Genomic DNA, 14955 nt, shown 5'->3' with positions numbered 1-14955 from the left:
GGGTATTTGTCGGCTCGAAACGTTTCGAGCCGACAAATACCCAGCACTCAACGACAGGGTCAGCAGGTGGTCGTGAGGGACAGCCAGTCGGTGCGGTCGTTGTAGCCGCCGTCGGCGGCGTCGCCCACGCGGAGGGACAGGTCGCGGACGCCCGTCACGTCCACGTCGAAGGGGACCTCCGCGCCCCGCTCCACGGTGCCGCTCGACCAGAGCGTCTCGCCGTCGCCGACGACGTCGAAGGTCGCCGTGCCGCCCTCGGGCCCCACGTTGCCGACGACGTCGTCGATCCCGACGCCGCCGGTGAGCCGGACGCATGCCCCGCCCAGGTAGTACCGGACGACCGACGGGCTGGCGACGCCGATCCCCGTCGGGTGCACGGCGCCGGCCACCGTGAGCGGCGAGCCGCCGCCCACGCTCTGGTCTACCGTCGGCTCCAGCCAGCCGCTGGTCGCGCTCACCCACGGGTGCCGCGACAGCACGACGCCGGCGCCGCTGGGCGCCGCGGGCGCGATCGTCACGCGCGACGGCGGCGTAGCACCGGCCGAGGCGCCGACGTACGAGACCGACGCCGCGACGCCGTAGCCACCCGTGCCGGTGCCTGGCGGCACGTCGACGGCGAACGTGACGGTGGCCGACTCGCCGGGGCGCACCGCGCGTGGGGCGGGTCCGGCGGGGCTGACGGTCCAGCCGTCAGGTGCCGTGAGCTCGACCGAGGGGCGGCGCGCCGACGTGCTGCCGTCATTGTCCAGCGTCACCTCGGCCGTCAGCCGGTCGCCAGCCGCGGCCAGCAGGTCGGTGGTCGGCGCGACGTCGTCGGCCCCGACGGCCGTGAACGTCGGCGGGGCGGCGACCACGCGCGGGACGCCGGCGGCCCGGGTGGGCGCGACCCGCAGCAGGGCGGCGCCGTGTGCCGGGACGGCGGCGCGGATCGTGCCCGCCGACTGCGTGCGGCCGTCCGTCCACGTGTCCAGGACGGCGAACGACCGCCCGCGCAGGCCCAGGTCGCGCGCGGTGGTCGAGACCTCGGCGGGCCGGTCGCCGCGGTTCAGCAGCGCGACGGCGACCGAACCGTCGGCCAGCGGCTTGGCCCACGTCTCGGTGGTGCCGGCCGCGCCGACGCGGGTGCCCTGGATGCCGAGCGGGTCCTGGTCGATGGCCAGGACGTCGTCGTCGAGCAGCATGTCCAGCGCGTCCTGGCTCACGGCGCGGGGGTCGCTGCCGATGACCAGCGGAGCCGCCGAGATCGTCCACAGCGAGAGCTGGGTGCGGAACTCCTCGTCCGTCATGCCCAGGCCGGGGGCCAGGTAGTCAGGGTCGCTGAAGTGCCCCGGCCCGGCGACCTCCGGGTGCCGCGCATTGGCGTCGAAGTTGCGCAGCACGTCCTTGAACCGGATGTCGCCCACGAACCCGACGTCGGTGTACGTGCGCCAGGACTCCGCGATGCCGGGCGCGTACGTCCAGGACCAGGTCGACTGCTGCTCCTCGGGATAGTCGCCCCAGTCCGGGGACGTGACGGGGTTGCACAGGTTGAAGATCATCGGCCGCCCGGAGCTGTTGTTCCGCAGCGCCTCGGCGAACTCGGTGAACGCCGTCTCCGGGTCGAGGTCCGCCGCGATGCCGCACAGGAAGTCGACCTTGACGGCGTCGTACCCCCACTGCGCGAACGTGTCAGCGTCGGTCTGGTAGTGGCCGCCGCCGCTGCCCAGGCCGCAGGACCCGGGGAGGTACGGTCCGGCGTCGGTGTAGATGCCGGCGCGCAGGCCGCGGTCATGGATCGCGTCGGCAAGCGCCGCCATGCCGTCGGGGAACCGCTCGGGGTCGCCCCGCAGGATCCCGTCGTCGCCGCGCGGGACGTCGGCCTGCCAGCCGCCGTCGAGCCACACGATGTCGTAGCCCGCCTCCGCGAGGCCGGACGAGACCAGGAAGTCGGCCACGCCCAGCACCTCGGCGGCGTCGAAGTCGCCGCCGAGGCCGAAGTAGGTGTTCCAGCCCTGGTAGGGCGTGGGGCTGGGGCTGGGGCTGGGGCTGGGGCTGGGGCTGGGGCTGGGGCTCGGCGCGGCGGTGCGTGCGCCGTCGGCCGTCGCGGGGAGCGCCGCGGCCGACGTGACCAGGGTCGTGGTGGCCAGGCCTGTCGTGACCAAGGTCGTCGAGATGAGGGCGGCGCATGTCCTCGCCGCCCAGCTGCGTACGGTGAACATCCAGGTCTCCTGACGTCGTCGTCGGTTCGGCCGGGGCCGAAGGAGGAACCCGCTCAGCAAAGCGCGCGCCGGCACCGCGACGGAATGCAGAACCCGACGACCTGCCTGGACGATCCGACGCGGCGGCTCGTCGGGGGGCGGCGCGGCGGACGGTCGGCAGAACGTCAGGAGATCGGTATTCCGAGGTACCGATCTCCTGACGTTCTGCCGATCAGCCGGGTTGGCCCGCGCCCCGGGGCCGGCGCTCAGCGCTCGCGGTCGTGGAGGCCGCGGCGGAAGTCCGTCGGGCTGCACGAGTGCACGCTGCGGAACTGGCGCGAGAAGTAGAACGGGTCGGGGTAGCCGACGGAGCGCGCGATGTCGGCGACCGGCAGCTCGGTGGTGATCAGCAGCTCGCACGCGCGCGCCATCCGCAGCCGCTTGACGTACTCGACGACGCCGCCGCCCGTCGCGGCCCGGAAGCGGGCGGAGAAGTGCGACGTGCTCAGGCCGAACCGGCGGGCGAGCGCCGCGACCTCGACGACGGCGTCCAGGTGCGTGCGGAGGTACTCCTGCGCGGCGCGGACCGGCTCGCCCCGGACCGGGCTGCCGGCGGCGGCGTCGGCCCCGACCTGGGCGAGCACCGACCACGCGGCGCCCGCGCAGCGCAGCAGGCTGGGGTAGGTCTCGTCGGTCTCGAGTGCCTGGACCACGCGCTCCAGGTCGGCGACGACGCGCACCAGGTCGTGCACCTCGACCACGGCCACGTCGTCCGGCCCGGCGTGCGCGGCCAGGTCGCGCTCGAACTCGTCGGTGTCGGGGCCGCGGGCGTGCATCCACCAGATCGTCCATGGGTCGTCGTCGTCCGCCCAGTACTCGTGCGGCACCGCGGCGGGGATGACCAGGGCCTGAGCAGCGCCGATGCGGTGCAGGCCGCCGGGCGTGCGGCACCAGCCGCGCCCCGCGGAGGAGACGATGACTATCGTCCCGATGGCGCCGTGCCTGCGCACGCGCCCGTGGTTCGCGGCGTGCGGGAAATAGCCCGCATCCGTGACCTGCAGGCGCGAGGTGGGGCCCTGCTTCGACGCAGCGCGGACCACGGTCGTCGGCAGCACCCGCAGGCGCTGTCCGGGGAAGCCGTCGCGGATTCGCACCCCTGGAGCGTAGCGTCACCGGCCGTGCCGCGTCAGCCAGCGGCCTGGGCGGCGCGGAAGCGTCGGATCGTCCAGGCAAGTGCGTCGATACGTCGCTTCCCGGGACCCGGTCCGGGTTCGTAGCGTCGGCCACATGCTCGATGAGGAGTCGCTGCTCGACCTTCCCGCACGGCCCGACGACCTGGCCGGCCGTGCCGCGGCCGCCTGGGAGGCGCCGCTCACCCTGACCACCTACGAGCCTCTGCCCCCCGACCGGTTCCCGGCGTACCTGGACCGGCGGGTGTACCAGGGGTCGTCCGGCCGCGTGTACCCGCTGCCGTTCCACCACCAGATCGCCGACGAGCCCCACCAGCGGGCCTGGCGCGCCGTGCACCTGGAGAACGAGTGGCTGCGCGTCGTGGTGCTGCCCGAGCTGGGCGGGCGCATCCACGTGGCCCGCGAGCGGGCCGGCGGCCAGGACTTCTTCTGGACGAACCCGGTGATCAAGCCCGCGCTGGTGGGCCTGGCCGGCCCGTGGGTGGCGGGCGGCGTCGAGCTCAACTGGCCGCAGCACCACCGCCCGGCGACCTACCTGCCGGTGGACGTCGAGATCGAGGAGGAGCCGGACGGCGCCGTCGTCGTCTGGTGCTCCGACCACGACCCGTTCACGCGGATGAAGGGCATGCACGGCGTGCGGCTGCGGCCGGGCAGCGCGGTGCTGGAGCTGGCGGTGCGGCTGTACAACCGCAGCGAGCTGCCGCAGTCGTTCCTGTGGTGGGCCAACGTGGCGGCCAAGGTGGGCGACGACTACCAGTCGTTCTTCCCGCACGACGTCACGTTCGTCGCCGACCACGCGCGGCGCGCGATCACCGCGTTCCCCCACGCGGACCGGCCGTACTACGGCGTCGACTACCCGGCCTTGGCGGGCGAGGTGCGCACGGCGGCCGGCGGCGTCGAGCTCACCGGCGACCGGCTCGACTGGTACCGCAACATCCCCGTGCCGACGTCGTACATGTGCCTGCGCAGCGACGAGGAGTTCTTCGGCGGGTACGACCATGCGGCCCGGCTCGGGTTCGTGCACGTCGCGGACCGCGCGCTCTCGCCGGGCAAGAAGCAGTGGACCTGGGGCAACGCCCCGTTCGGCCACGCCTGGGACGCGAACCTGGCCGACGACGGCGCCCACTACGTCGAGCTCATGGCCGGCGTGTTCACGGACAACCAGCCCGACTTCGCCTACCTCGCGCCGGGCGAGACCAAGGTGTTCTCGCAGTTCTGGTACCCGTTCCGCGAGGTCGGGCGGGTGGACCGGGCCACGCTGGACGCCGCGGTCCGCCTGGAGCGGTTGCGGACCCGCTCGGGTACGACGGCGCGGACCGGCGTCGTCGTGCCGCGTCCCTTGGCAGGGATCGAGGTGACGCTGTCGGCCGAGGGCCGGGTGATCGCGACCGAGGTGGCGGACGCCGACCCGGCGCACCCGGCTCAGCTGGCGCACGACCTGCCCGCCGGAACCGGGCCGCTCACGGTGACGGTGACCCATGCGGGACGGGTCCTGGTGACGTGGGAGGAGCCTTCGGTGGTCGCGCCCTCGCTGGTCGAGCTTGTCGAGACCCAGGTTTCGGCAAGCTCAACCAGCGAAGTCGCGACCAGCGAGGAGCCCGACACCGCCCAGGAGCCGCCAGCTCCTGAGGAGGTCGGCAGCGTCGAGGAGCTGGCGCTGATCGCGGCGCACCTCGAGCTCTACCGGCACGCGACCCGCGCGCCCGAGCCCTACTGGCACGAGGCGCTGCGCCGCGACCCGGGCCAGACGGACAGCCTGGTCGGCCTCGCACGGCGCGCCTACGCCGCCGGCGACCCGGCGCAAGCCCGCGACCACCTCGAGCGCGCCGTCGGGCGGCTGACCCGGCTGCACCGCAGCCCGCGCGACACCACCGCGCTCTACCTGCTCGGCCTGGTGCGCGAGGAGCTCGGCGACGGCGCCGGAGCCTACGACGCCTACGCGCAGGCCGCGTGGTCGCGGGCCTGGCGGGCCGGGGCCGGCTACCGGATGGCCCGCCTCGACGCGCGGGCCGGCCGCCACGAGCAGGCCCTGGCGCGGCTCGCCGACGTCCGCCGTACCGAGCCGGAGCACCTGCAGGCGCTCGCGCTGACCGTGGTGTGCCACGAGCGCCTCCGGCAGCACGCCGCCGCCGCCGAGGTGCTGGCCGCGGCCCGCGCGCTCGACCCGCTCGACGCCTGGCTGCGGCACCTGGACGGCCTGCCCGCGAGCGGCGACGCCCAGACCCTGCTCGACGTCGCGATCGAGCTCGCCGGGGTGGGAGAGCACGACGCCGCCCTCGCGTGCCTGGCCGAGGCCGAAGCGCGCGAGGACCACCGGCCCGCGGGGCAGCCCGCCGCCCGCCCGCTGCTGGCCTACCACCGCGCGCACGTGCTGCGGCTCGCCGGGCACCCGTCGGACGCCGCGGCCGAACGGGCGCGGGCCCGCACCATCGACGCGACCTGGTGCTTCCCAGGCCGGCTCGCCGACGCGGCGGTACTCCGCGAGGCGGCCGACGCCGAGCCGGGCGACGCCCGCGCCCGGTCCCTGCTGGGCCACTGGACCTACGCCGCCGGGCGCCGCGCCGACGCCCTGGCGCTGTGGCGGGACGCCGTGGCGCTCGACCCGGACGATGCGGTCGCCTGGCGCAACGTCGGCCTGGCCGCCGTCAACCACGAGCGTGACCTGGCCGCCGCGCGCGCCGCGTACGACCGCGCGCTCGCCGTCGCGCCGGGCGACGCCCGCCTGCTGTACGAGCGCGACCAGCTCGCCGCCCTGACCGGGACCAGCCCCACCGACCGCCTGGACGCGCTGATGGGTGGCGGTGAGCTCGACCGCGACGACCTCGCCGTCGAGACGCTGCACCTGATGATCACGGAGGGCCGGGCCGACCAGGCCCTGACGATCCTCGGTCGGCGCCGGCTGCACCCGTGGGAGGGCGGCGAGGGGCAGGCGCTGCTCGCCTGGGACCGCGCGCATGCCCACCTCGCCCTGGACGCGCTCGCCGACGCCCGGCCGCGCGACGCCGTCGGGCACCTGCGGGCGGCCCTCGCGCCGCCGCGCAGCCTGGGCGAGGCCCGCCATCCGCTGGCCAGCACCGCGTACCTGCACCTGCTGCTCGGGGACGCGCTGGCCGCCGCGGGCGGGGACGGCGACGGCGACGGCGCGACGGCCGCCGACGCGTGGCGCACCGCCGCCGCCCAGCGCGGCGACTTCGTCGAGATGAGCACGCAGGAGCACGGCGAGCAGACCTTCTGGACGGTCCTGGCGCTGCGCCGCACCGGCCGGCACGCCGCCGCGGAAGAGCTGACGGCGTCGCTGCGCGCCTACCGCGACCGGTACGCGGCCGAGGTGCCGCGCGTCGACTACTTCGCCACGTCCCTGCCCGACCTCCTGCTGTTCGAGGAGGACCCGCTGCGCGCGCGGGACCGGCGCGTGCTCTTCCTGGACGCCCAGCTCGCCCTCCTGGCCGACGACACCGCGGCGGCCGAGTTGCTGCGCCGTCCGGAGCTCGCGGCGTCCCGGCACGCGGCCGACCTGCGCCACGCCGTGGCCCGCCGGGGCGCGGCGCTGCTGCACGGACCCGAACCCGACCGGGCGGGCGCGGACCTACCCGCACCCGTGATCTGACGGCACCAGACGCGCCAACGACGGCGCACGGAGGAGGAACAAAGATGTCCCAGCGAACCACGACCTTCAATCGAGCACTGACCCGCCGCGAGCTGATGGCCGGCGGCATGACACTGGGCGCGGCGGGCCTGCTGGCCGCGTGCGTGGGAACGACGTCGGGCGGCGTCGGTGGCGGCGGTGCGAGCACCGGCACCGTCACCCTGCAGAACTCGGTGCAGGACGCGGAGCCCAAGGCCGCGCTGGAGGCGCTCGTCAAGGCCTATGACGGCGACGTCACGCTGAACTCGGTGGCGACCGAGCAGTTCCGGGCCCAGCTCACCAACTATCTGCGCTCGGGCGACGCGCCCGAGGTGCTGAGCTGGTACGCGGGGTCCGTGGCGCGCTCCTACGCCGAGCAGGACCTGCTGCTCGACGTGTCCTCCCTCTGGGAGGGCGACGGCGCGTGCGCCGGGTTCTCCGACGCCCTGCGCGCCCTGTCGACCGACGACGCCGGCAAGCAGATCTTCGTGCCGACCAGCTACTACTGGTGGAGCGTGTTCTACAAGAAGTCGGCGTTCGAGAAGTGGGGCGTCGAGCCGCCGACGTCGTGGGACGAGTTCCACGCCCTGTGCGAGAACCTCAGCGGCCAGGGCATCGCCCCGATGACGAACGGGCTGTCGTCCACGCCGTGGATGGCGTCGGGCTGGTTCGACTACCTGGACCTGCGGGTCAACGGCGCGCAGTACCACCGGGAGCTGCTGGCCGGCGAGCACGCGTTCAACGACCCCGAGGTCGTCGCCGTCATGGAGGAGTACAAGCGGCTCATCCCGTACTTCGACAAGAACGCGGCGTCCTACACCGCGCAGGACGCCGCGACGCCCATGGCCCAGGACAAGTCCGCCATGTACCTCGTCGGCGCGTTCGTCACCAGCTACTTCCCCGAGGACCAGCGCGACGACCTCGACTTCTTCTCGGTCCCGGTCATCAACGACTCGGTCCCGCTCGCGGAGGAGGCGCCCACCGACGGCTACTTCGCGGCAGCCAAGAGCGACAACCACCAGGGCGCGCTCGACCTGCTGTCCTACCTCGCCTCCGCCGAGTCGCAACAGCAGTACATCGAGAACTCGGGCTCCGCGAACCTGCCCACCTCGCCCGACGTCGACACCTCCGGCCTCAGCCCGCTCGTGCAGAAGGGCATCGAGCTGCTGAACAACACCGAGGAGATCACGCAGTTCTTCAACCGCGACTCCTCCGACGCCCTCCAGGCCACCGCCGACACCGCCCTGACCAAGTTCCTCGCCGAGCCCGACTCCATGAAGAGCATCCTCGACGAGTGGCAGACGGCGGCCGAGGGGGTCTTCGCGTCGTGAGCACGCAGACCTCTGCCGACGCGACGGCGCGGCGGGAGCGGGCCGGCGGGGTGCCGGGTGGCGGGGCCGGGCAGAACGAGCCCCGCCGCCGCTCCGGGCTCGCGCGCGTCCCGCTGCTCGTCTGGGTGTTCCTGCTGGTCCCGCTGGTGGCCGAGCTGTTCTGGGTGTTCTGGCCCGCGGCCAACTCGTTCTCGCTCGCCCTGACCCGCTGGGACGGGATCGGCCTGGCCGAACCCGTGGGCCTGCAGAACTTCCGCGACCTCGCCGCCGACCCGATCTTCCTGACCGCGCTGCGCAACAACGTGATCTGGGTGCTCGGGTTCGGCGGCCTGTCCGTGGTGGGCGGGCTCGTCCTGGCGGTCACCCTGAACAAGCCCGGCCCGCTGGTGAGCCTGTACCGCAGCGCGATCTACCTGCCCATGGTCGTCTCGCTCGCCGTCAGCGGCCTGTTCTGGCGCGTCATGTACGCGCCCGACGGGCCGATCAACGCGACCCTCGGCCTGCTCGGGCTCGAGTCCATGGAACGCCAGTGGCTCGCCGACCCCGCGGTCGCCCTCTGGGCCGTGCTCATCGCCGCCGTCTGGCGCCAGGTCGGCTACATCATGGTGCTGTACCTGGCCGGCCTCAAGGGCACCGACCCCACGCTCGAGGAGGCAGCCGCCGTCGACGGCGCGAACGCGTGGCAGCGGTTCTGGCGGATCGTCATGCCGCAGCTGCGCGGCGTGAACACCGTCGTCTTCGCCGTCACCGTCATCGACTCGCTGCGCACCTTCGACATCGTCTGGGCCATGACGCGCGGCGGCCCCTACAACGAGACCCAGCTCCTGAGCACCTACATGTTCCAGCAGGCGTTCACCACGGGGAACCTCGGCTACGCCTCGGCCATCGCCGTCGTCATCTTCGCCCTGGCGATCGGCTTCATCATCACCTACCTCGCCCGCCAGGCCCGGACGGAGGACTGACATGTCAGCACTCGCCCCACCCGTCGCGGCCGGCCCGTCCGGCTACGCCCGCAGCCGACGGCGCCGTCGGCCCCGCGCCGCCCGGTCCCCGTGGCTGCACGTCGCGATGATCCCGGTCACGCTCCTGTGGCTCAGCCCCATCGTGTTCGTCCTGTTCGTCGCCATCCGCTCCTACGACGACATCGCCGGCCGCGGCCTCGGCGCCCTCCCCGCATCGTTCAGCACCGAGGGCTTCGCCACCGCGCTCACCGACGGCGGCGTGCTCCAGGCGCTCGGCAACAGCGTCGTCGTCACCGCGTGGGCGGTCCTCGCCTCCCTCACGCTGTCGTCCGTCGCCGCCTACGCGCTCAGCCGGTTCGCCATCCCCGGCCGCCGCACCATCCTGCTCACCATGCTCGCGGGCAACCTCCTGCCCCCGCAGATCCTGCTCGTCCCCGTCGCCGCGATCACCGAGGCCATCGGCATCGCCGACACCCGCACCGCGCTCGTCGTCGTCCAGGTCGGGTTCGGCATCGGCTTCTACACGTTCGTGCTGCACGGCTTCATGCGGAGCCTGCCCGCCGAGGTCTTCGAGGCGGCACGGCTCGACGGCGCCGGCCCCGGCGGCATCTTCTGGCGCATCGTGCTGCCCCTGTCCCGGCCGGCGCTGGCGGCGCTCGCGGCGCTGTCCACCACGTGGATCTTCAACGACCTGATCTGGGCGATGACCGTGCTGCGCACCGAGTCGAAGTTCCCGATCACCGCGGCCCTGCTCAACCTCCAGGGCGGCTACGCGAGCGCGTGGAACGTGGTCGCGGCAGGATCTCTGATAGCGGCCGTCCCGACGGCGATCGTGTTCTTCATGTTCCAGAAGCAGTTCGTGTCCGGACTTCTCGTGGGGGCCAACAAGTGACCTGGATCCTGCCGACCCGCTCGGGCCGGTACGTCGTCGGCCCGGCGCCGGGCGCGGCCGGGCTGGTCGCAGTCGCCTGGGGGCCCGACGGCGGCGAGGCGCGCCCGCCGGCGGCCGCGAGGTCGTCCTTCGAGGCCGACCTGGACCTGCTCCCGCTGGAGGCGACCGCGCTCGGCACGCGCAACGTGCACGGCGCGGAGCTGGTGGTCCGGCGCGCGGACGACCTGCGCGGCGCGCGCCTCGGGATGTCGGGCGAGGTCACGATCAGCCGGGACGGCGTCGGCGCGACGCACCTCGTCTGCCCGCTGGCCGACGGCGTGCTGGGCCTCGCCGTGCGCCTGCACCTCCGGACCCACCTCGGCCACGACGTGGTCGAGAAGTGGGCCGAGCTGCGCAACGAGTCGGGGCAGCCGATCGAGCTGCTCCGGGCCTGGGGCGGGGCGTTCACGGTGCCCGTGCCGAACGGGGTGGGGGCAGGCCGGACGACGTCGGTCGAGCTGCTCGGCGGCGCGTGGTCGCGCGAGTTCACGCCGTTCGAGGTGGAGCTCGGCGCGGGGACGCTCAGCATCGGCAGCCGGCAGGGCATCACGTCGCACACGTACGCGCCCGTGGTGTCGGTGACGTCGAGCGAGCCCGGGCCGCGGCACGGGGTCGCTCTCGGCTGGAGCGGGTCATGGCGGATGGCGCTGGACGCCGTCCCGTTCGCCGACCACGTCCGGATCGCCGCCGGGCCCGACGACGAGTCGGGCATCCTCACGCTCCAGCCGGGCGAGGAACTGACCACTCCCGTCCTGGCCGGGGTGCGCGTCGAGGGCGACGCCGACGACCTGGCGCAGGCCTGGCATGCGTACCAGGCGACGCTGGCCCGCACGCGCGGCCCCGAGCACCGGCCGATCGTCTACAACTCGTGGTTCGCGACCACGTTCGACGTCCGCGTGGAGCACCAGCTCGAGCTCGCGGCGGCCGCGGCGGAGGTGGGCGCCGAGGTCTTCGTGGTGGACGACGGCTGGTTCCGCGGGCGCACCAGCGACCGCACCGCGCTGGGCGACTGGGAGGTGGACCTGAACCGGATCCCGGGCGGCCTCGGCCCGCTCGCCGACGGCGTCCGCAAGCTCGGCATGCGGTTCGGCCTGTGGGTCGAGCCCGAGGCCGTGAGCCCCGACAGCGACCTGTACCGCGCGCACCCCGAGTGGGCGCACCAGGCGGCCGGCCGCCCGCTGGAGACCCTGCGCAACCAGTACGTGCTGAACCTCGGCCGGCCGGAGGTGGAGGAGTGGGTGCTGGGCACACTCCGCCGGCTGCTGGGCGACGGCGACATCACCTACCTCAAGTGGGACATGAACCGCTCGATCGCCGACGGCGGCCAGAGCATCCTGGGCGGCGACGACTGGTCCTGGCGGCACACGCGGGCCTACTACCGGGTCCTCGACGCCCTGCGCGCCGAGTTTCCGCAGGTCACGGTCGAGGCGTGCGCGGGCGGCGGCGGCCGGATCGACCACTCGGTGCTCGCGCGGACCGACGTCGTCTGGCCCAGCGACGAGACCGGCCCGCGCGACCGCCTGGCGATCCAGCACGGGTTCCTGGGCGTGCTGCCCGCGTGGACCATGAGCTCGTGGGTCACCGACCTGCCGGACCAGCTCGATCGCGACCGGGCGGGTGAGCCGCCGAGTCTGGAGTTCCGGTTCGTGGTCGCGATGGCCGGGGTGCTCGGCATCGGCGCCGACCTGCTGGCCTGGGACGCGGCGACGCGGGAGCGGGCTTCTTCCTTGGTCGACCTGTACCGGTCGATCCGGTCCGTGGTGCACACCGGGCGGGTGCGCCGGCACGGGGTGCCGGGGGATGCGGCGTGCGCCGTGCAGTACACGGGCGCGGACACCGTGGTGGTGCTGGCGTGGCGGCGGCCCTCCGCCTACGGCCTCGCGGGCGGTGACTTCACGGTGCGCCTCGGCGACCTGGACCCTGAGGGGCGTTACCGGCTGCGGGGCGGGGACGGCGCGCTCACGGGCACGTTCACCGGCACGTTCACCGGCAAGGAGCTCGCCACCGAAGGCCTGGCGGTCGGATGGAACTGGCGGGACTGTGATGTCGTGATCCTCGACAAAATGTGAGGATGCGGAGGTGACTGAACCGCTTGTGACCGGGCCGGACGCGGGCGTGACCCGCCCGCTGACCGTCCGGACCGACTTAACGCTGGGCGGGCGCTGGACCTCGCTCGCCACGCCCGAGCGCGAGTGGCTCTGGCGCAACCCCCGGGTCGCCGATGCCGAGCGGGCCGCCGTCGCACCGGGCGACCCGTTCGTCGACGCGGGCGGAGGCGAGGAGTGCTTCCCGACGCTCAACGGCCCGAGCGATCACGGCGAGGTCTGGTCCCAGCCGTGGGCTGCCGACGACGACGACGGCGCGGCGCAGGTCAAGACCCGTGACCTCTCCCTCCGCCGTCGACTCAGTGCGGACGACGGGGTCGTCCGCGCGACCTACGCGATCGACGGCCCGCCCGGCGCCCCCGTCCTGCACGCCGTCCACCTGCTGCTCGACGTCGGACCGGGCGCACGCCTGGAGGTGCCCGGCCGACCCGACGTGCTGGTCGTCGAGTGGCCGGAGCGGGGCGGAACGGTGCCGTCCACCTGGCCCGACGGCGACGGAGTGCCCCTCGACATCCTGGGTCCCGACGACGGAACCGCCCGCTGCGCCGTCGTAGCAACCGACCGGGTCGACATCGTGGACGGCGCCGACCGCCTCTCGCTGAGCTGGGGCGTCGAGCCCGGCTACGCGGCCCCGGTGTCGTTCGTGGTGTGGCGCAACCTCGTCGGCTGGCCGAAGGGCGCGCCGTACCGCTCGATCGGCGTCGAACCATTGCTGGGCGCGGAGTCGAACCTCGACCGCGCCGGGCGCGACAGGTTGGCCCACCTGGACGAGAGCGGGCGGCAGGCGTGGTGGCTGGAGGCCAGGGCATCGCGGATCAGAAGGGCGGTTGGCCGGGTTCGACAGGGCTGATCGGAGCGGTGGGTACAGCGCCTGGTTCGGTGGTCAGGTAGGCGCGGGGCAGGCGTTGCCCGGTCTGTGCCCGGAGGGTCAGGTCGTGGCTGGAATCGGGGTCGATCTCGTCGAGGTCGATGTGGGTGTCCAGGACGGTGGGCGGGCGGGTGTAGGCCCGTCCGGCGGGGGTGATCCAGGTCGTGATGCCAGTGTGGGGGTCGCGGACGACATCCCAGCCCGCGTGGGTCTTGAGCAGGTGATGCTTGCGGCACAGGGGATGGAGATTCTGCGCCCTGGTCTGCCCAGGCATGCCCATGCCGCTGACCTCATGGTCGTAGGGGGCAATGTGGTCGAGGTCGCATCGCTCGGCGGGTGTGTCGCAGTCCCACAGGAATGCGCACGTGCCGTCTCGGGCTTCCACCACGGCGCGCAGCACTTTGCCGGGTCGGTAGGCGGTGGTGGAGTAGTCGGTCAAGGTTCCGGTGACGGGGTCGGTCAGCAGGCGTTGCCAGGTCGCGTCCTGGGCGATGAGGCGTGCCGTGTCGGCGGGAATGGGTCCGTACCCGGCGAGATGCCCGGGCGCGCCGTCCAGGCCGAGGAGCGCACTGGCGGGGACAGTGACGCGCACCAGCGGGCGGGTCGGGGTGATCCGCACCTGCTGGACGGGCGCCCGGCCGCCGCACGTGCACACTGGCGCCTGCGCATCACCGTCCGCGTGCGTGCCATCGGCGTCCACGGAATCGTCGCTCTCGTCAGGCGCGCTGAACCGGTCGGCGGGTAGGAGACGGCCCGTGATGATGCCGGTCAGGGAGTCGGCACGTAGCTGGGACAGAGTACGGTCCTCACCGGAGACGTGCCGCAGCTGGTGGGCCATATCATCGACCACGCCCCAGACCGCTGCGGCGTCCGTCGCGGGCAAGTACGCGGACAGCCAGCCCATGTCGTTCTCCGCCCGGTCAAGCTGCACGGTGCGACGCGTGGCCTCCGCGCGGGCGGTGTCGGCGGCGCCGTGTCGGTCTTTCGCGAAGGCGAGCATCCGAGCCAGCAGCCATCGCCACGTCCGGCGCGGTGCCTGTGGGAGGTACCTGGCGATTGCCTCCGCGCGCTCGGCGACCGTGAGCCGCGAGGCCGAACGCAGCAGGGTGTGGGCCTTGCGTACGTCGATCCGCCCTGCGGTCAGCGCAGCGATCACTGCGGGGTGCTGGTCGCCGGACTCGGCCCGGACCACGACCTCGGCGGCCTCCGGCTCGGTCACCACCAGCTCGGCGGTGACCTGCCCGACCAGCGAGCTGTGCGCGAGCGGGTGAGTTTCTCTCCGGGCGCGTTCGGCTACGACCCGCGCCTGGACACCTGCTGCCCACGACTGCAGGCGGCCGCACGCGACGGACAGGTCACCCAGCGCGTCATCGGGTAGGTCGGCCAGCAGACCAGTGTCCACGTCGACGACGTCGGTGACGACCTGGGCCAGCCGCGTGCCCGGCGCGCTGCCCAGGGCCTGCCGCAGCAGCTCGACCGGCCACAACACCACCGGCACCACGTCTGGTGGCCAGTCCGGCGCGCCAGCTTCGTCCGGCGGGCATTCGAGCATGGCGTCGTACGGCATGACGTCGTCAGGTACGTCGGGGACTGCGTCGTCGGGGACGAGACGCACCAGCCGCCCGTCACGCATGACTAGCTCGCCCGGAACGCCGTCGTCTGGGGTCTCCGCGTCCAGGAGGGAGCCGACTCTGCCGTCGTCAGACAGCGCTGCATGCATTCGACACACTCCTCACATCACCCGGGCATTCATTGACCAGAAACGT

Annotated in this window: 9 protein-coding genes; 6 read left to right on the top strand and 3 right to left on the bottom strand. The window is 73.5% G+C overall.

Annotated features, from left to right (window positions below; translation table 11 throughout):
- Positions 1-59: 59 nt before the first annotated feature.
- Both ACFT2C_RS18430 and ACFT2C_RS18425 read right to left on the bottom strand, forming a co-directional pair.
- Positions 60-2198 carry an NPCBM/NEW2 domain-containing protein gene (locus ACFT2C_RS18430; protein ID WP_377208523.1) on the bottom strand — a complete coding sequence of 713 codons (2139 nt, stop codon included), beginning with the start codon at positions 2196-2198 and terminating at the stop codon, positions 60-62.
- A 245-nt stretch (positions 2199-2443) separates the two neighbouring features.
- On the bottom strand, positions 2444-3331 hold the full coding sequence (locus ACFT2C_RS18425; RefSeq protein WP_377208522.1) for a helix-turn-helix domain-containing protein: 888 nt from the start codon (positions 3329-3331) through the stop codon (positions 2444-2446).
- Between the two features lie 133 nt (positions 3332-3464).
- Between ACFT2C_RS18425 and ACFT2C_RS18420 the strand changes: the two genes are divergently transcribed.
- Genes ACFT2C_RS18420 through ACFT2C_RS18395 form a run of 6 tightly spaced genes read left to right on the top strand, consistent with a single transcriptional unit; the run spans position 3465 to position 13171 of the window.
- Entirely contained in the window at positions 3465-6974 is a 3510-nt protein-coding gene (locus ACFT2C_RS18420) for a DUF5107 domain-containing protein (RefSeq protein WP_377208521.1), read from the top strand.
- 44 nt (positions 6975-7018) lie between these two features.
- Positions 7019-8323 (top strand): ABC transporter substrate-binding protein, encoded by a 1305-nt coding sequence (locus ACFT2C_RS18415; RefSeq protein WP_377208520.1) that lies wholly within the window; start codon positions 7019-7021, stop codon positions 8321-8323.
- Positions 8320-9285 carry a carbohydrate ABC transporter permease gene (locus ACFT2C_RS18410; RefSeq protein ID WP_377208519.1) on the top strand — a complete coding sequence of 322 codons (966 nt, stop codon included), beginning with the start codon at positions 8320-8322 and terminating at the stop codon, positions 9283-9285. The genes ACFT2C_RS18415 and ACFT2C_RS18410 overlap by 4 nt, the downstream gene beginning before the upstream one ends.
- A gap of 1 nt (position 9286) precedes the next feature.
- Positions 9287-10177, top strand: a complete 891-nt coding sequence (locus ACFT2C_RS18405; RefSeq protein WP_377208518.1) for a carbohydrate ABC transporter permease — start codon at positions 9287-9289, stop codon at positions 10175-10177.
- Entirely contained in the window at positions 10174-12285 is a 2112-nt protein-coding gene (locus tag ACFT2C_RS18400; RefSeq protein ID WP_377208517.1) for an alpha-galactosidase, read from the top strand. The genes ACFT2C_RS18405 and ACFT2C_RS18400 overlap by 4 nt, the downstream gene beginning before the upstream one ends.
- 10 nt (positions 12286-12295) lie before the next feature.
- The gene (locus ACFT2C_RS18395) at positions 12296-13171 is read left to right on the top strand and encodes a hypothetical protein (protein ID WP_377208516.1); all 876 of its coding nucleotides are present in this window, start codon (positions 12296-12298) and stop codon (positions 13169-13171) included.
- Here ACFT2C_RS18395 and ACFT2C_RS18390 read toward each other — a convergent pair.
- Positions 13137-14909 carry an HNH endonuclease gene (locus ACFT2C_RS18390; RefSeq protein ID WP_377208515.1) on the bottom strand — a complete coding sequence of 591 codons (1773 nt, stop codon included), beginning with the start codon at positions 14907-14909 and terminating at the stop codon, positions 13137-13139. The two genes, ACFT2C_RS18395 and ACFT2C_RS18390, sit on opposite strands and share 35 nt — an antisense overlap.
- Positions 14910-14955: the final 46 nt, after the last annotated feature.

The organism is Promicromonospora sp. NPDC057138, from assembly GCF_042670845.1.
Taxonomy (GTDB): domain Bacteria; phylum Actinomycetota; class Actinomycetes; order Actinomycetales; family Cellulomonadaceae; genus Promicromonospora.
This window is presented reverse-complemented; position numbering and strand designations above follow the sequence as displayed.

Coding starts and splice junctions, on each gene's coding strand:
- ACFT2C_RS18430 (WP_377208523.1), bottom strand. CDS start 2,198: ATGTTCACCGTACGCAGCTGGGCGGCGAGGACATGCGCCGCCCTCATC.
- ACFT2C_RS18420 (WP_377208521.1), top strand. CDS start 3,465: ATGCTCGATGAGGAGTCGCTGCTCGACCTTCCCGCACGGCCCGACGAC.
- ACFT2C_RS18415 (WP_377208520.1), top strand. CDS start 7,019: ATGTCCCAGCGAACCACGACCTTCAATCGAGCACTGACCCGCCGCGAG.
- ACFT2C_RS18405 (WP_377208518.1), top strand. CDS start 9,287: ATGTCAGCACTCGCCCCACCCGTCGCGGCCGGCCCGTCCGGCTACGCC.
- ACFT2C_RS18390 (WP_377208515.1), bottom strand. CDS start 14,909: ATGCATGCAGCGCTGTCTGACGACGGCAGAGTCGGCTCCCTCCTGGAC.